Source organism: Paenibacillus sp. FSL L8-0502, assembly GCF_038593055.1.
Taxonomy (GTDB): Bacteria; Bacillota; Bacilli; order Paenibacillales; family Paenibacillaceae; genus Paenibacillus; species Paenibacillus polymyxa_D.
In genome coordinates this window covers 185001-201909 of sequence record NZ_CP151958.1, presented here as the reverse complement: position 1 = coordinate 201909, position 16909 = coordinate 185001, and the positions used below count along the sequence as shown (strand labels likewise).

The following is a 16909-nucleotide window of genomic DNA, read 5'->3' as shown; positions in this document are numbered from 1 at the left end:
CGATCCTCCCCCTTTCAACACTACAACAAATCGTACTAATCACGACGAGGTCGTTCATGACGGCGATTCAGCTCAGCCAGCACGTGATCTAGCGGTAGCTTGCGCTCCTGCAACAGCACCAGCAGGTGATAAATCAGGTCGCTAACCTCCAGGCGCAGTTCATCATTATCTTTATTTTTGGCGGCAATGATCGTCTCGGATGCTTCTTCGCCAACCTTTTTCAAGATTTTGTCTACACCTTTATCAAAAAGATAGGTCGTATAGGCCCCTTCAGGACGTGTCTCTTCGCGCTCCTTAATAATCGCCTCCAGCTGGGCAAGTACCTCAAAGCGGTCTGCTGAAGCATTGGAAATATCATCGGTTTGATTTACCAGCGTGTGGTCTCCTGCATTTCCTGCAACAGGTGCTACAGCCGTCCCTGGCGCGGAAATATCACGGAAAAAGCAGCTCGTTGCTCCTGTATGACAGGCAGGACCGTTCGGAATGACACGTATCAACAGAGCATCACCGTCACAATCCAACTGGATGGAAGTGATTTTTTGCGTATTCCCTGAAGTAGCCCCCTTGTGCCACAGCTCCTGTCTGGAACGAGACCAGAACCAGGTCTCTCCCGACTCCAAAGACAGTTTCAGCGACTCGCGGTTCATGTAGGCCAGCGTAAGCACCTGAAGGGTGGCATCATCCTGCACAATCGCCGAGACAAGACCCACCTCATTCCAGCGGACATTATCCAGTATCTGCTCCAGAGATAGCTGTTGGTTCAATTCGTTGCTCATCGTATCTCCACTCCTCTGCGCTTCAAATCCCGTTTTAGGTCAGGGATTCCTATTTCTTTATAGTGAAAAATCGTTGCTGCTAATCCAGCATCCGCTCTGCCCGCCGTAAACACGTCATAGAAATGCTCCTGTTTGCCTGCTCCGCCAGAAGCAATAACTGGAATTCCGACGGTATCCGATACCGCAGAAGTCAGCGGCAGGTCAAAGCCGTCCTTGGTTCCGTCCGCATTCATGCTGGTCAGCAGAATCTCACCGGCTCCCAACTGTTCAGCTTCCTTGGCCCAGGCCAAGGCGCGAATACCAGATGGCGTGCGGCCTCCGTGGGTATATACTTCCCACTCGCCCCACGCCTCGTTGTACTTGGCATCAATGGCAACAACGATACATTGTGAGCCAAAGCTGCGCGCCCCCTCCGCAATCAGCTGAGGATTACGGACAGCCGCCGTATTTACGCCGATTTTATCAGCCCCTGCACGCAAAATGCGTCTCATATCATCGACATGAGATATCCCGCCACCTACGGTGAAAGGAATGGCAATTTCCCCGGCTGTCTGACGAACTACTTCTTCCATGGTGGCACGCCCTTCAACTGAAGCAGAAATATCCAGAAATACGATTTCATCTGCCCCTTCCCGGTCATAAAGCGCCGCCAATTCCACCGGATCACCTGCATCGCGTAGGTTCACAAAATTAACGCCCTTAACCACCCTGCCATCCTTTACATCCAAGCAGGGAATAATACGTTTAGCCAGCATGCCTACTCCCCCTATGCCTTTGCTACAGCTTGTATGGCAACCTGTAAATCAATGCTCCCTGTATACAATGCTTTACCCACAATAGCACCACCTACACCCTCCTTCGCATAGGTGCTCAGCGTGATTAGATCTTCCATCTTACTGACACCGCCGGAAGCGATCACGGTTCGTCCACTGCTTTTCGCAAGCGCTACGACCGCCTCGACATTCGGGCCTTGCATCATTCCGTCGCGGGAAATGTCTGTGAAAATGAACGTTTCCGCTCCCTTGGAGGCCAACTCAGCAGCCAATTCGTCCGCTCGAACCTCCGAGGTTTCAAGCCATCCGCGCGTGGCCACATAGCCATTCCGTGCATCCAGACCAATGGCGATCCGATCACCGTAGGTACCCAATACCGCTTCCGTAAAAGCACGGTCCTCAATCGCTGCCGTACCCAAGATCACACGGCTCACGCCCAACGACAACAGCCGCTCCACATGTTCACGCGTACGCAAGCCGCCACCCACTTGTACAGGCACTTGCACCGCAGAAGCGATGCGCCCAATGAGCTCATCGTTCACCGGTTGGCCTGCTTTAGCACCGTCCAAATCAACCAAGTGAATGTAGGAGCCGCCCATACGCTCCCATTCTTGGGCAACCTCCACTGGGTTTTCGTTGTATATCGTCTCCTGGCTATAATCTCCTTGTACCAGTCGTACACATTTGCCATCGCGAATATCAATCGCTGGGTATATCGTGAACAAAGTATGACCCCCTTGTGAGCTATTCAACATCTATATGCCTTTACATCCATCAACGACCAAAGTTGGCGTACCCTCAACTATAGACACATGAATCGTTACGCTCGCTTTTCCGCTTCCGCCAGTTCCAAAAACTGTCGAAGCAACCGCATCCCCATTTCCCCGCTTTTCTCCGGGTGGAACTGCATGCCATATACATGGCCTCTGCCCACGATAGCCGTTACGGGCCCACCGTAGTCAGTCACCGCCAGTAGGTCACTTTCGGCCTCCGGCTTCGCATGATAGGAATGTACAAAATACACATGTCCTTCCTCCAAGTCCTGTAACAACGGGTGGTTCGGCTGAGTCATACGCAGACGATTCCAGCCCATATGCGGCACTTTAACCCCCAGATCAGGAGCAAACCGAACGACCTCACCTGGTAAAATATTAAGCCCTTCGTGACTGCCGTATTCTTCACCACGAGTGAACATCAGTTGCATTCCTAGACAAACACCGAGCAGTGGTTGTCCAGCGCTTGCAACCTCCTGAATCACCCGATCCAATCCGCTGGAACGTAAATGCTCCATAGCATCCCCGAATGCCCCTACACCCGGCAAAATCACACCGCTGGAGGAACGAATCACTTGGGCATCTCCCGTTACTACAGCCTCATAGCCAAGACGCTCAACTGCCTTGCTCACACTATGCAGATTGCCTCTGCCGTAATCCACAATGGCAATGGACATAGGCTACAGCACTCCCTTCGTTGAAGGCACTCCAGTCACCCGTGGATCAATGGATGTCGCTTCATCCAGTGCACGTCCCAGCGCTTTGAACACGGCCTCAATCATATGGTGGGTATTTTGCCCGTAGTGAACGATGACGTGTAGCGTCATGCGGGCCTCCAACGCAAATTTCCACAGAAATTCATGCACCAGCTCTGTCGAAAAGCTCCCTACCTGCTGTGATGGATACTCCGCACGATACTCAAAATGAGGTCGGTTACTCAGATCAATGACAACCTGTGCGAGCGCCTCATCCATTGGTACAAAGACGCTGGCATAGCGCTTAATTCCTTTTTTATCACCCAATGCTTCCAGCAAGGTCTGTCCCAGACAAATACCAATATCCTCTACGGTATGATGATCGTCGATATCAACATCCCCTCTGGCCTGCACATTCAGATCAAAGTGTCCGTGCTTGGTGAACAAGTCCAGCATGTGATTCAGAAAAGGAACATCCGTTTCAATCTCAGCTTGCCCTGTGCCGTCTACTGCAAAAGATAGCTGAATATCCGTTTCGTTCGTCTTTCGGCTGACGCTGCCTGTACGTCCTGCTACGTTATTTTCGTTCCCCATCGCCATCCACCGCCTTCTTTTCATTGTCCAATCGAACTTGTATCGCCCGTGCGTGACCTTCCAGTCCTTCATGGCGGGCAAGCTGCATAATCGTCTCACCATTGCGCAGTAGCGCTTCTTTGCTGTAATAGATCATACTCGACTTCTTGATAAAATCATCAACATCCACTGGTGAGGAAAAACGCGCCGTTCCATTCGTCGGAATAATGTGGTTAGGTCCGGCAAAATAATCGCCTACTGGCTCCGAGCTGTACGCTCCCAGGAAAATAGCTCCCGCGTTTTCGATCAGACCTACATGCTCCATCGGCTGCTCTGTCATAATTTCCAAATGTTCTGGTGCCAGTCGGTTTACAATATGGATGCCCTCTTCCAAAGTGTCGACGACAATGATAGCCCCGTATGCCTCCACCGATGCAGCAGCAATATCTCTACGCGGTAGCTCTGCCAATTGGCACTGTACTTCAGCTGATACTTCTTCGGCCAAGCGTTGCGAGGGCGTAACCAGTATGGCTGAGGCCATCTCGTCATGTTCCGCCTGTGAAAGCAGGTCAGCCGCTACATATGAGGCATTCGCCGTGTCGTCAGCCAACACGACAATTTCACTTGGTCCCGCTATACTGTCGATATCCACCGCGCCGTACACCTCGCGCTTCGCCAGCGCTACATAAATGTTACCGGGACCGCAAATTTTATCGACTGGTTCAATGCTATGTGTTCCGTAAGCGAGAGAAGCAATCGCCTGCGCTCCGCCAACCCTATATATTTCCGTTACACCAGCCTCTGCCGCAGCTACCAGTGTATATGGATCTATCCCTGCCTTGCCGCCTGTCGCCGGGGGGGTCACCATGACAATCTCCGGTACACCAGCCACCTGAGCGGGAATGACATTCATCAGCACCGAGGACGGATAGGCTGCTTTACCACCCGGAACATACACGCCTACACGTTTCAACGGTCGGATAATTTGGCCGAGCAAGCTACCGTCTGGCTGTAAATCCATCCAAGAATTACGTTTTTGCTTCATGTGAAAAGCACGGATATTATCCGCCGCTTCTCGAATCGCCTGTAAAAAAGAAGGCTCTACCTTGTCATATGCCGCCTTCAATTCTTCCTCCGTCACACGAAGTTGCTCTGCGATCAGCGATACACCATCAAACGATTGCGTATACCGCAGGACAGCCTCATCCCCCTCTTGGCGTACCGACTGAATAATGGTACGCACAGCCTCATTTTGCTCAGGTGTGCCGTAATCCACCTCCCGTTGGAGACTGAAATCACGGGCTGATACAATCTTCATTTGTCCATTCCCCCTTACTTGCAGCTTGCAGAATGCTCCTTTAACCCTTGGCTTATTCCTTTAGTTGATTTACTCCCGAGGTGCCACCGCATTGGGAATCACCTGATGCAATCGATCACACAATGCCTGAATCGAGCTGTTTTTCATCCGGTAGCTGACCCGATTGGCAATCAGACGACTGGTAATATCCAGTATGCTGATCTGCTCGACCAATCCATTCTCCCGCAAGGTCTGCCCCGTCTCTACCATATCAACAATGCGGTCTGCCAGACCAATTAACGGCGCCAGCTCAATGGAGCCATTCAGCTTAATAACCTCCACCTGCTGGCCTTGCTCCCGAAAATACTGGGAAGCCACATTCGGATACTTTGTAGCGACCCGCTGACGAATACCTGGCTGCCAATCTGGTAAAGCAATCACTGACATCCGACAACGGGCAATCCCCAGATCCAGCAGTTCATACACATCCTTGTTTTCTTCCAGCAAAACATCCTTGCCCACAATGCCGATGTCCGCCGCCCCGTACTCCACATACGTAGGAACATCGACGGGCTTCGCCATAATAAATTCCATGCCTAGCTCAGGCAGTGGAATGACCAGCTTGCGCGTTTCGTCCACATCCAGTGGAATTGGAACCCCCGCCTGGCGAAACAGCTCGGAAGCCTGCTTATAAATCCTTCCCTTGGGCATGGCTACTTTCAATGTTTCTGTCATGGCAGTTCCCCCCTTGTACTGGCTCTCTTCCTTCGGCTGTATAGCTGTATACCTCTGCGTACAGCCCCTGCTGCTCACGACGTCGATCTTCCGGTCCGCCCGTGAGCCCTGTTACTACAGTAAGACCTGTTGCGCGTAGCTGTGCCGCTGCAGATAACGCCTCTTGGCGTCCCTGTTCGTCATAACGGATAAGTACAGGAAGCTTCGTCTCCATTTGGATACCATCCACACCATCGACGATCCGGTTTGTCTTCAATGCAAATCCCGTTGCAGGTACGGATCGACCAAACTGCTGAAGCAGATTGTCATAGCGACCCCCGTTGCATACCGGGAACCCAATCTCCGCCGCATAGCCCTCAAAAGTCATTCCTGTATAATATGAAAAATCCCCGATCATGGTAAGGTCGATTAACACATGCTCAGATACGCCGTATGCCTCCAGTACTTCCCACACCTCGCACAAATGTGCAATGGATCGAATCGTCTGCTGCTCCACACTAAGACGGGTAGCCTGGTCACAAATTTCTTTTCCACCGCGCAACCGAAGAATAGCTTCCAGCTTATCCCGATGTTCGGGAGCCAAGCCCAAAGCTTCAATCGCTGTTCGGTAGCCCACTACATCACGACTGAGCAACAGTTCCTTTAGCGCTTGTTGTTCAGCCTGACGGCCTGGAATGATTTCCTCAAATAAGCCGTTCAGAAATCCCACATGTCCCATGGCAATTTTAAAAGAGGCCACTCCTGCCGCCTGTAATGATGCAATAGCCAATGCTACAACTTCTGCATCAGCCTCAGGCGAATCATCACCTACCAGCTCCACACCTGTCTGAAAAAACTCCGCTTCTCTTCCTGCCTCTTCCTCAATCGCCCGAAATACATTTGCGTGGTAGGAAAGTCGGAGTGGTACTTCCTCTTCCTTTAGCAGCGAAGATACCACCCGCGCAATGGGAGCGGTCATATCCGATCGCAGCACCAACGTGGTTCCCCGGTTATTGAGTAATTTAAACAGCTTTCGATCGGAAGTAGAACTAGCCACTCCCACCGTATCGTAGTATTCCATCGTAGGCGTCATAATCTGGCGGTAACCCCAGCGCTCCATGCATTCGAGTACATTCAGTTCAATGGCCCGCAGCTTCGACACTGCACGTGGAAGATAATCTCGAACCCCTACAGGGATTTCGAATCCTTTTGGCTTAGACATCTCTATCACCTCATGATTTCACAATATCTTTATCATGGTAAAGTGCTAACAAACTAAAGTATATTCGATATATTATCATGCTCTACTTGTGAACGTCAACCGAACGGAGCAGCCCTTTTTTACAGATTCGCCAAGCCGCTGCCCCTTTCTATATTTTATCCAATGCAAAATACACGAATCCTAAAAAAAAGACTGCCAGCCCTAAGCCAACAGTCCAATACAATCAAAATATTTAGCTATTCATTTGTTCATCTTTACTCCGGGAAGGAAACTTCGGAACCGTGCCCAAACCGATCCATGCAAATGGTACATATCGAAAACACAACGTCACAATCAACCATGAGCCAAACAACGCCAACAACCATCCACCCGTAACAGAGAAGATATATTCTACTGGCGTTCCGTGCAAATCCAGCTTGCGATATACTCTCAATAACGCCGGGTGAAGTAAATAAATGCCGAATGAGCATGAGCCCAGCCAGCTGATTAACATTCGCAGCCTATCGTTAGCATGACGATATAATAAAACCGAGAACTGAAACAGCACCAGCGCTGAGACGAGGGCATATGCATTATGGAGCAGTTCATAGATCAGCGAGTCTGCATAGATGGCTTCGCGATATGCTACAAACCATATTTGTACATATGCTATACCCAGGAGTAGCCAAGCCACCCACAAGCCCCACCAACTGATCAACTGTCCGCGTCTAATTACTGTACCTGACACCGGAAAAAGCCACTTTTTAAACCCTTCATATCCAATCGCTACAGCTGCGCCCAAGGCAAAATAACTGATATACGTAATCGCGAGACTTCCTCTTTCCTCTTGCCAAACATATTTGTTCAGCAATACAAACCCCCATTGAATGACTAACCCTACTGCCAAAATGATACAGGCTGCTCTCCGTGGACTCGATATCCAATGATATAAGCGCTGCACTCCCCACAACAACAGTGGGAAGACCAAATAAAATTGGATGATGATGATGACATAATACAAATGCGTGTACGCCTTTCCCGTTAACAGCACGAGCGGAAGATCACTGAGCGGCATCAACCCGCGTGTTACCAAGGTCAAATAATACACAAGAGAAAACAAAACGTACGGCAACACAATAAACATCAGTCTTTTTCGGAAGAATATAAGCATATTCTTACCACGAAGCGGCCTATCGACATAATTGTAAAATAAAACAAACCCGCTCACAAAAATAAATACTGGCACCGCAAAGCTACTAAACATATTTAAAAATAGAAAAGGGTAAAACAATAGAGAATGGCGCGCATCAATTAAAGCCATTGAAGTCGCATGAATGGTAACAACGGCTGCAATTAATATTCCCCGGTAAACATCAAGCTCTGGTATACGTTCTTTTTTGACCAAATCAACACGCTCCCATATCGCTTTGCAAATATGTCTGTTATCAATTTTTAAACATAATTAACATGCATTACCCCACTTATTATACAGAAAAACAACAATAAGGAAGACCCCTTAATACATAAGGGGTCTTCCTTATTGTGCTATTTCCTACTCATCCACACCAGAGCGTCTTAAATCACGCAACGGATTGCCACCTACAAATGCACCTGCGGGCACGTCTTTATGCACGACCGCTCCGGCTGCTACGATAGCTCCGTCACCGATGGTGACACCCGGCAAAATGGTTGTGTTGGCGCCGATCAGCACATGATCACCAATCACCACTTTACCGATACGATACTCTTGTATGAGGTATTCGTGAGCCAGTATCGTTGTGTTATATCCAATGACCGAATTGTTCCCTATCGTAATATGCTCCGGAAAAAAAACATCCACCATCACCATCAGGCCGAAGGCCGCATGTTGCCCCACCTTCATCCCCAGCACTCTGCGGTAAATGACGTTTTTCAGAGAAAGCACAGGACAATACCGGGCAATCTGTATAAAAATAAAGTTCTTAATGCCTTTCCAGCGGCTCACCGTCCGATAAATCTGCCACAACGCATTGGGACCTTCTACAGGATAGCGGTTCACCCTTCTCACGATACATTGACACCTTGAAGCTCCAGCTTCAGCAAATCCCGCATATCATGCAACATGTAGTCAGGCCCATATCCGCGCAGAGTTTCCTCGCCCTTGAGCGACCAAGCTACACCAGCCGATTTCACACCTGCTGCCTGAGCTGACAAAATATCAAAAGAACTGTCTCCGACCATCAATGTATGCTTTGCTTCAGCATTCAAACCTGTCAAGGCCTTGAGCACTGGTTCAGCGTGTGGCTTTGGATGTTCCACATCGTCTACCGTTACAATATAGTCCATTGAGGAAGTCAGATTGAACAGATTAAGTACACGTATCGTGGATGGTCGTATTTTGGTTGTCACAACCCCCAGCTTAATCCCTCTCGCACGCAACTCCTGAATGACCTCAATGACATATGGAAATGGCTTCACCATTTGGTCATGATGAATCTGATTATAAGCACGGTAGTCCTTAACCAACCTAGATACATCCGTTAATCCCGAAAAAGTACGGAGTTGATCGTCCAGCGTTCCACCCATATGAGGAATAATATGCTCCCGCGTCAGCGGATCAGCATCCGGATGATTCAAAATGTGTAGAAATGTGCTGATGATCAGCTCATTCGTATCCATGATGGTGCCGTCTAAATCAAACAAAATCGTATTTATCATAGATGCTCCTTCTTGTCCTCGTCCGTGTCTTCCTTAGGTAGCTTATCCGCCGTAGCTGTTGGAGGAACCGCGTCCTGTCCTGGACGGGATACCTGCTCTGGCATCACGTCAGGTACCTGATCAATCCCCGCTTTGCTGGAGATAATCGGATCGCTATATCGAGCAACAGATGTACCCTTCCGGCGACGAACCAAAATGAAAATCACGGCAGCTACAACAATAAAGATAGGCAGCAATTGCGAGATCCGTACATTACCGTAACTCGGGTCCAGATGCCCTGGTTCAAACCCTAGCCATACCATAGGAGACCACAAAGCATTCACAAAGGAAGCCAGCCAATCCGGTCCCTGAAAAGCCAAACTGTCCGTCCGTACACGCTCGATGAAGAAACGGCCAATTGAGTACCAAATGAAGTAAAATGCAAACATTTCGCCTGCACGCACAAATTTCATACGACGAATGACGAGCAGCAAAATCACACCTACAATACTCCACAGTGATTCATATAAAAATGTAGGGTGATGGAACACCCCGTTAACGTTCATCTGATTCACAATGAAATCCGGCAGATGGAGCTGATTTCGCAAGAATGTCTCTTCCGTCGGTCCACCGTAGGCTTCCTGATTGACAAAATTACCCCAGCGTCCAATCGCTTGACCGATCAGTAGGCCTGGTGCACAAATATCAGCGATACGCCAGAAGTTATACCCTTTATACCGGAAATAAATGACCGCACATATAATGGCCCCGATCAAGGCACCGTATATCGCAATACCGCCATTCCAAATTTTAAAAACATCCCATAGATTATCTCGGTAGTCTTCCCATTTGAAGGCTACATAATAAATACGCGCTCCAATAATAGCTGAGGGAACACCCAGAAGCAGCATATCCATAAAAAAGTCCTGCGGAATACCGAATCTTTTTCCTTCACGGATGGCAAGATATAAACCCACAAGCGCCGCCAGCCCCAAAATAAGCCCATACCAGTGGACCTTGATTGCCCCGATTGAAAAAGCGATCGGATTCAGCAGTAATGTTGCCGTTGACATATGTTTCTCTCACTCCTCGTTCTTCCTTGCAAACGAACAAACCTTAATCCATCTCTTCCATATCTTCAGAAATTGTAGCAGTCAGCTTGTTTGTAAATTGCAGGGCTGCATTAACACCCATTTGTTTCAAACGATAGTTCATCGCCGCCACCTCGATAATAACAGCCAAGTTTCGGCCCGGACGAACTGGAATCGTAACCAGTGGAACATCTGTATCAATAATGCGTGTCGTTTCCTCATCAAGACCAAGACGGTCATACTGCTTGTCCTGCTGCCATGCCTCCAGACGAACAACCAATGTAATCCGTTTGTTATTACGAACTGCACCGGCCCCAAACAGCGTCATCACATTAATAATGCCCACGCCACGAATTTCCAACAGGTGACGGATCAGCTCAGGTGCTGTACCATGCAGCTGAAAATCGGACGTTTGCCGAATTTCTACCGCGTCATCTGCTACCAAGCGATGTCCACGTTTAACCAGTTCCAGTGCCGTTTCACTTTTACCAATTCCACTACTTCCTGTGATAAGCATTCCCACGCCATACACGTCACACAGTACACCATGAATAGTTGCTGTAGGAGCCAGCTTTCTTTCGAGAAAGCCTGTGATGCGGCTTGATAAAATCGTCGTCGCCATATTAGTGCGCAGTACAGGAATATCTCGCTCTGCGCTCGCCTCCACTAACTCAGCCGGTACCTCTAGACCACGTGTGACGATAATGCATGGAGTCAGCTCTGTACACAGACGCTCCATCCGATCCCGGCGTTCCTCAGGAGGAAGCATTCCCAGAAAAGCCAACTCAGACCTTCCCAGAAGCTGTACCCGCTCTTGTGTATGATATTCAAAATACCCGGCCATCTCCAGACCTGGGCGATTTAAATCGTCCACTGTGATCAGTCTTCGCAGACCTTTTTCACCGGAAATAACTTCCATTTGAAACTGCTGTACAAGCTCGGATACCTTTACCTGTTTAGCCATTTTATTCTCCCCTTCATCTGCAAAACCAGATTCTATACGTCACTTGATTTATGTAGCTTTACCCTATTAACCATACAACCCAACGCCAGTCTATCCTGCGCCAATGCACACTCCACTTGATTTAACATATGGTTCCAGGCTAGCTCCATTCCGCCAGCTGGGTTGATCCCATCTAGGACTCCTGCCAACGAACCTACATCTAGACCTGTCCATTGTACCCATCGTATCGGAATTTTCCAATGAATGCAATGCCGAAGCTAGTAGCCGTATGCGATATATAAAAAGAGTCGCAGTTCTCCGCTCGGGGAAAACTGCGACTCTCTTCCAGAGGCAAATTTTATTCGCCAACCAGAACACTCAATTCCGATTCCTTATCAAAAATATGAACCTTGTTCATATCAACAGCCAACTTCGCTTTGACACCATCACGAGTATTGGAGCGTCCGTCTACACGGGCAATAATCGTATCATTTCCAGCACCGCTCAGGTACAACAGCATTTCATGACCGAGGTTTTCCGTTACATCCACAGTGGATGTAAAGATCGTATTCGGAGAAGCCTCCAAGAATACAGGCTCTTCATGAATATCCTCAGGACGGATACCCAAGATCACTTCTTTCCCGATATAGCCCTTCGCTTTTAAAATCTGTCCTTTACCTTCTGGTACAAACAGATCCAGACCCGGCGCAGCAAAATGCAATGCACCTTCTTTTTCAACCAGCTTACCTGTGATAAAGTTCATCGTAGGAGAGCCGATAAAACCAGCTACGAACAGATTCACTGGACGGTTGTACAGTTCATCTGGGGATGCAGCTTGTTGGATAATACCATCCTTCATAACTACAATCCGGTCACCCATCGTCATGGCTTCGACCTGGTCATGGGTTACGTAGATAACAGTCGTTTCCAGACGCTTAGCCAGCTTCGTGATTTCCGCACGCATCTGACCACGCAGCTTGGCATCCAAGTTGGACAGTGGCTCATCCATCAAGAACACTTGCGGGTCACGCACAATCGCACGTCCCAAGGCAACACGCTGGCGTTGACCACCTGATAACGCTTTCGGCTTGCGGTCCAGCAGATGCTCAATATCAAGGATTTTAGCCGCTTCACGTACACGTTTGTCAATTTCTTCTTTCTTCACCTTACGGAGTTTCAGACCAAAAGCCATGTTTTGATATACATTCATATGCGGATACAAGGCATAGGATTGGAATACCATCGCGATATCGCGGTCCTTTGGAGCCACGTCGTTCACAACACGATCTCCAATGTACAATTTACCGTCTGAAATTTCCTCTAGACCAGCGATCATACGGAGCGTAGTAGATTTACCACAACCGGAAGGACCAACCAACACGAGAAACTCTTTATCTTGAATGTCCAAATTGACATCAACAACCGTAGCTTTATCTGCACCCGGATATTTTTTGAAAATATGCTCTAAACGTACACCAGCCATAGCTTTTGCCTCCCTAAGATCAAGTTATGAAATCGAATACATTTCTTACTTGTATCTTATCCTAGTCCCCGTAGCATGGCTATTCGCAAACTGCACAAAAATGCTATTTCCTTTTTGTCACTTTGTACAATAGAAGATAGAGCTTGACTAAAACCGCATCATTAAACGTCCGCACGTCCAATCCAGTCTCCTGTTTGATCTTGTCCAAACGGTAAATTAACGTATTTCGATGCACATATAGACGCTTAGCTGTCTCACTCACATTACAATCCAGTTGAAAAAAGATGTCTAATGTGGCCATCGTTTCTGAGTCTTCCAGTATGACAGATGACTTCATTACCTGCTCTAAAAATAATACGCGTTGTTCCTTGGAAATGCGGTTTAACAGCCTTTCCAAATGAAGCTCCCATGAAAAGTGGATGTGCTCTGTTACATGAAAAATCTTGCCCAAATGTATGGTCTCCCATAACAAATTCAGCTCTTGGGGAAGACTTTGCAAAGGGATTGAAGGCTTAGAAACCGCCAAATGGAATACACCCACCCACTCATTCGCAATAAGCTCATATAGACCCAAGCTAAAAGCCGTGAGAACCTCCTCCAACGATTCCGTAAAATCTGCATCCCTGGACTCAGTGTCTTTATCCCGTTCATCGTCCGCTCCTAATAAAAGCTCCTTTTTAGCCATAATCAGCCAAGACTGTTTGTCCAATGGAGTAAGCAGCACATCCCCTCCAAAATAGCTCGCGAACAATCGATGGAGCTGGGTATAAGTAATAGCCCCCTCCTGTGTTCCCTCGCCATTCAGTAAAATCGGAACCATACACGCTGATAGCGAATCACGAAGCTGCAATTCATCTGGAACCTCTTCTTCCTTGTTTAGATTGGCAGCCTGCTGTATAAGCCATTGTCCATAACGATTCATGCGCTCTTCCTCGCTATAAACCGGGTTATCCGACAATTGTGGACCGTTCTGCCAGACCTGCTCCATGTTCCCCAATAGCGCTTCTACCAGTTTCCGTTCTCGATCCGTCAAATATCTGGCCTCTACCACAAATGCAGCCAGTTCACCTGCCGACGCACGAAATGGAAAATATAACTTGTTGTCACGGACAAACGATCTATCCGGAATAACTGAATCGGCTGTCTCTCCCTCTGCCATCATTTCCGGGCACCAAGGCACTATGGTAAAAGGCGCTTGAATAATATTCTGAAGCTGTTGCTGAATCCATTCTGTATCCAGAGTCACGCGATCACCACTTCACTTTTTTTTAGAATATAGAATAAGCACTAAGCGAACATAATGAACTCATTATAACCTGTCGATACCGTAAAATAAAAAGGCTATATAAAAACATAACTTAAAACAATACAAAAAAAGCCATCAACCTATAGTTGATGACTTCTGATGAGCCATGAAGGACTCGAACCTTCGACACCCTGATTAAAAGTCAGGTGCTCTACCAACTGAGCTAATGGCTCGTAAAACTGGTGGAGGATGATGGATTCGAACCACCGAACCCGTAAGGGAGCAGATTTACAGTCTGATGCGTTTGGCCACTTCGCTAATCCTCCATATAAAGGTGGCTCGGGACGGAATCGAACCGCCGACACGAGGATTTTCAGTCCTCTGCTCTACCGACTGAGCTACCGAGCCATATCCATTAACAAAAAAATAAAGTGCGGAGGGATACCCCTTCCCACTTTAGTACGGTAAAACTATTGAATTGAAAAATGGCGGAACTGACGGGATTCGAACCCGCGATCTCCTGCGTGACAGGCAGGCATGTTAGGCCTCTACACCACAGTTCCCTGGATTTTTCAAAATTCAAAAATGGTGCCGGCGAGAGGACTTGAACCCCCAACCTACTGATTACAAGTCAGTTGCTCTACCAGTTGAGCTACACCGGCACAATGGTGGAGGCTGAGGGGATCGAACCCCCGACCCTCTGCTTGTAAGGCAGATGCTCTCCCAGCTGAGCTAAGCCTCCTGGGTATGTATGGTAGCGGCGGAGGGGATCGAACCCCCGACCTCACGGGTATGAACCGTACGCTCTAGCCAGCTGAGCTACACCGCCATAACATAATATTTCGCTAGCTTGTCCTAAATGGCGGAGAGAGAGGGATTCGAACCCTCGCACCACTTTCGCAGTCTAACCCCTTAGCAGAGGGTCCCCTTATAGCCACTTGGGTATCTCTCCATATAAATGGACTCACTTAGCAAAACTCCGCAAGTTATTCTGTATCTCAACAAAGTGATTTGGAATATCAAGCGCAATTTCAAGGTTACACCCTGAAAACTGGATCCGAAACTCATTTGCGTTTTATCTTAGGATAAGCCCTCGACCGATTAGTATTGGTCAGCTCCATGCATTACTGCACTTCCACCCCCAACCTATCTACCTCGTCGTCTTCAAGGGGTCTTACATACTGGGAAATCTCATCTTGAGGGGGGCTTCACGCTTAGATGCTTTCAGCGCTTATCCCTTCCGTACATAGCTACCCAGCGGTGCTCCTGGCGGAACAACTGGTACACCAGCGGTACGTCCATCCCGGTCCTCTCGTACTAAGGACAGCTCCTCTCAAATTTCCTACGCCCACGACAGATAGGGACCGAACTGTCTCACGACGTTCTGAACCCAGCTCGCGTACCGCTTTAATGGGCGAACAGCCCAACCCTTGGGACCTACTTCAGCCCCAGGATGCGATGAGCCGACATCGAGGTGCCAAACCTCCCCGTCGATGTGGACTCTTGGGGGAGATAAGCCTGTTATCCCCAGGGTAGCTTTTATCCGTTGAGCGATGGCCCTTCCATGCGGTACCACCGGATCACTAAGCCCGACTTTCGTCCCTGCTCGACTTGTAGGTCTCGCAGTCAAGCTCCCTTCTGCCTTTGCACTCTTCGAATGATTTCCAACCATTCTGAGGGAACCTTGGGGCGCCTCCGTTACTCTTTAGGAGGCGACCGCCCCAGTCAAACTGCCCACCTGACACTGTCCTCGCACCGGTTTACGGTACCAAGTTAGAACCTAGATACGATCAGGGTGGTATCCCAAGGATGCCTCCCTTCAAGCTGGCGCTCAAAGTTCGACGGCTCCCACCTATCCTGTACAGATCGTACCCAAATTCAATATCAAGCTGCAGTAAAGCTCCATGGGGTCTTTCCGTCTTGTCGCGGGTAACCTGCATCTTCACAGGTATTAAAATTTCACCGGATCTCTCGTTGAGACAGCGCCCAAGTCGTTACGCCATTCGTGCGGGTCAGAATTTACCTGACAAGGAATTTCGCTACCTTAGGACCGTTATAGTTACGGCCGCCGTTTACTGGGGCTTCGGTTCATAGCTTCGCCCCGAAGGGCTTACCACTCCCCTTAACCTTCCAGCACCGGGCAGGCGTCAGCCCGTATACTTCGCCTTGCGGCTTCGCACAGACCTGTGTTTTTGCTAAACAGTCGCTTGGGCCTTTTCACTGCGGCCCCCTCGGGCTATTCACCCTACCGAGGCACCCCTTCTCCCGAAGTTACGGGGTCATTTTGCCGAGTTCCTTAACGAGAGTTCTTCCGCGCGCCTTAGAATTCTCTTCTCGCCTACCTGTGTCGGTTTGCGGTACGGGCACCTTCTCCTGGCTAGAGGCTTTTCTTGGCAGTCTGAGATCATGACCTTCGCTACTATAATTTTCGCTCCCCATCACAGCCCAGCCTTAACGATGTGCGGATTTGCCTACACATCAGCCTCACTGCTTAGACGGACATCCATCAGTCCGCGTCACTACCCTACTGCGTCACCCCATCGCTCATAACGGATTACGGTGGTACAGGAATTTCGACCTGTTGTCCTTCGACTACGCCTATCGGCCTCGCCTTAGGTCCCGACTTACCCTGAGCGGACGAACCTTCCTCAGGAACCCTTAGGCTTTC

15 protein-coding genes, 8 tRNA genes and 1 rRNA gene (1 of these 24 running past the window's edge) are annotated in these 16909 nt (G+C 48.9%); all 24 read right to left on the bottom strand.

What is annotated here, in order from left to right:
* Positions 1-35 precede the first annotated feature (35 nt).
* Positions 36-776: a bifunctional phosphoribosyl-AMP cyclohydrolase/phosphoribosyl-ATP diphosphatase HisIE gene (hisIE, locus tag NSQ57_RS00885; RefSeq protein WP_069012126.1), complete on the bottom strand. Its 741-nt coding sequence runs from the start codon at positions 774-776 to the stop codon at positions 36-38.
* Positions 773-1531, bottom strand: coding sequence for an imidazole glycerol phosphate synthase subunit HisF (gene hisF / locus NSQ57_RS00880; protein WP_342425501.1), 759 nt, complete (start codon positions 1529-1531; stop codon positions 773-775). The genes hisIE and hisF overlap by 4 nt, the downstream gene beginning before the upstream one ends.
* Positions 1532-1542: 11 nt before the next feature.
* On the bottom strand, positions 1543-2274 hold the full coding sequence (hisA, locus tag NSQ57_RS00875) for a 1-(5-phosphoribosyl)-5-[(5-phosphoribosylamino)methylideneamino]imidazole-4-carboxamide isomerase (RefSeq protein ID WP_029519006.1): 732 nt from the start codon (positions 2272-2274) through the stop codon (positions 1543-1545).
* Between the two features lie 95 nt (positions 2275-2369).
* Positions 2370-2999 (bottom strand): imidazole glycerol phosphate synthase subunit HisH, encoded by a 630-nt coding sequence (hisH, locus tag NSQ57_RS00870; RefSeq protein ID WP_340931160.1) that lies wholly within the window; start codon positions 2997-2999, stop codon positions 2370-2372.
* A 3-nt stretch (positions 3000-3002) separates the two neighbouring features.
* Complete coding sequence (gene hisB / locus NSQ57_RS00865; protein ID WP_029519009.1) at positions 3003-3611, bottom strand: imidazoleglycerol-phosphate dehydratase HisB; 609 nt, start codon at positions 3609-3611, stop codon at positions 3003-3005.
* A complete protein-coding gene (gene hisD / locus NSQ57_RS00860; protein ID WP_340931159.1) occupies positions 3595-4908 on the bottom strand; it encodes a histidinol dehydrogenase in 1314 nt (437 codons plus the stop codon). The genes hisB and hisD overlap by 17 nt, the downstream gene beginning before the upstream one ends.
* A gap of 69 nt (positions 4909-4977) precedes the next feature.
* On the bottom strand, positions 4978-5622 hold the full coding sequence (gene hisG / locus NSQ57_RS00855) for an ATP phosphoribosyltransferase (protein ID WP_029519011.1): 645 nt from the start codon (positions 5620-5622) through the stop codon (positions 4978-4980).
* Complete coding sequence (locus NSQ57_RS00850; protein ID WP_069012130.1) at positions 5576-6823, bottom strand: ATP phosphoribosyltransferase regulatory subunit; 1248 nt, start codon at positions 6821-6823, stop codon at positions 5576-5578. Before NSQ57_RS00850 ends, hisG begins: the two co-directional genes overlap by 47 nt.
* A 232-nt stretch (positions 6824-7055) precedes the next feature.
* Positions 7056-8207, bottom strand: coding sequence for an acyltransferase (locus NSQ57_RS00845; protein ID WP_342425500.1), 1152 nt, complete (start codon positions 8205-8207; stop codon positions 7056-7058).
* Positions 8208-8354: 147 nt separating this feature from the next.
* Positions 8355-8849 carry an acyltransferase gene (locus NSQ57_RS00840; protein ID WP_029519016.1) on the bottom strand — a complete coding sequence of 165 codons (495 nt, stop codon included), beginning with the start codon at positions 8847-8849 and terminating at the stop codon, positions 8355-8357.
* Complete coding sequence (gene ppaX / locus NSQ57_RS00835; RefSeq protein WP_029519017.1) at positions 8846-9499, bottom strand: pyrophosphatase PpaX; 654 nt, start codon at positions 9497-9499, stop codon at positions 8846-8848. The genes NSQ57_RS00840 and ppaX overlap by 4 nt, the downstream gene beginning before the upstream one ends.
* Positions 9496-10551 carry a prolipoprotein diacylglyceryl transferase gene (lgt, locus tag NSQ57_RS00830; RefSeq protein ID WP_318628126.1) on the bottom strand — a complete coding sequence of 352 codons (1056 nt, stop codon included), beginning with the start codon at positions 10549-10551 and terminating at the stop codon, positions 9496-9498. The genes ppaX and lgt overlap by 4 nt, the downstream gene beginning before the upstream one ends.
* Before the next feature lie 43 nt (positions 10552-10594).
* Positions 10595-11533, bottom strand: coding sequence for an HPr(Ser) kinase/phosphatase (gene hprK, locus NSQ57_RS00825; protein WP_029519020.1), 939 nt, complete (start codon positions 11531-11533; stop codon positions 10595-10597).
* A gap of 337 nt (positions 11534-11870) precedes the next feature.
* A complete protein-coding gene (gene ugpC, locus NSQ57_RS00820; RefSeq protein WP_029519022.1) occupies positions 11871-12995 on the bottom strand; it encodes a sn-glycerol-3-phosphate ABC transporter ATP-binding protein UgpC in 1125 nt (374 codons plus the stop codon).
* A gap of 103 nt (positions 12996-13098) precedes the next feature.
* Entirely contained in the window at positions 13099-14241 is a 1143-nt protein-coding gene (locus tag NSQ57_RS00815; RefSeq protein WP_165149384.1) for a helix-turn-helix domain-containing protein, read from the bottom strand.
* 160 nt (positions 14242-14401) lie between these two features.
* Positions 14402-14474, bottom strand: a tRNA-Lys gene (locus tag NSQ57_RS00810).
* A 7-nt stretch (positions 14475-14481) separates the two neighbouring features.
* A tRNA-Tyr gene (locus NSQ57_RS00805) sits at positions 14482-14567 on the bottom strand.
* 9 nt (positions 14568-14576) lie between these two features.
* A tRNA-Phe gene (locus NSQ57_RS00800) sits at positions 14577-14649 on the bottom strand.
* Positions 14650-14727: 78 nt separating this feature from the next.
* Positions 14728-14804 (bottom strand) — tRNA-Asp (locus tag NSQ57_RS00795).
* Positions 14805-14827: 23 nt separating this feature from the next.
* A tRNA-Thr gene (locus tag NSQ57_RS00790) sits at positions 14828-14903 on the bottom strand.
* Between the two features lie 4 nt (positions 14904-14907).
* A tRNA-Val gene (locus NSQ57_RS00785) sits at positions 14908-14983 on the bottom strand.
* Between the two features lie 10 nt (positions 14984-14993).
* A tRNA-Met gene (locus NSQ57_RS00780) sits at positions 14994-15070 on the bottom strand.
* Positions 15071-15101: 31 nt separating this feature from the next.
* Positions 15102-15193 (bottom strand) — tRNA-Ser (locus NSQ57_RS00775).
* A 129-nt stretch (positions 15194-15322) separates the two neighbouring features.
* Positions 15323-16909 (bottom strand): 23S ribosomal RNA (locus NSQ57_RS00770); it runs 1342 nt beyond the window's last position.

Coding starts and splice junctions, on each gene's coding strand:
- hisIE (WP_069012126.1), bottom strand. CDS start 776: ATGAGCAACGAATTGAACCAACAGCTATCTCTGGAGCAGATACTGGAT.
- hisF (WP_342425501.1), bottom strand. CDS start 1,531: ATGCTGGCTAAACGTATTATTCCCTGCTTGGATGTAAAGGATGGCAGG.
- hisH (WP_340931160.1), bottom strand. CDS start 2,999: ATGTCCATTGCCATTGTGGATTACGGCAGAGGCAATCTGCATAGTGTG.
- hisB (WP_029519009.1), bottom strand. CDS start 3,611: ATGGGGAACGAAAATAACGTAGCAGGACGTACAGGCAGCGTCAGCCGA.
- hisD (WP_340931159.1), bottom strand. CDS start 4,908: ATGAAGATTGTATCAGCCCGTGATTTCAGTCTCCAACGGGAGGTGGAT.
- hisG (WP_029519011.1), bottom strand. CDS start 5,622: ATGACAGAAACATTGAAAGTAGCCATGCCCAAGGGAAGGATTTATAAG.
- NSQ57_RS00850 (WP_069012130.1), bottom strand. CDS start 6,823: ATGTCTAAGCCAAAAGGATTCGAAATCCCTGTAGGGGTTCGAGATTAT.
- ppaX (WP_029519017.1), bottom strand. CDS start 9,499: ATGATAAATACGATTTTGTTTGATTTAGACGGCACCATCATGGATACG.
- lgt (WP_318628126.1), bottom strand. CDS start 10,551: ATGTCAACGGCAACATTACTGCTGAATCCGATCGCTTTTTCAATCGGG.
- hprK (WP_029519020.1), bottom strand. CDS start 11,533: ATGGCTAAACAGGTAAAGGTATCCGAGCTTGTACAGCAGTTTCAAATG.
- ugpC (WP_029519022.1), bottom strand. CDS start 12,995: ATGGCTGGTGTACGTTTAGAGCATATTTTCAAAAAATATCCGGGTGCA.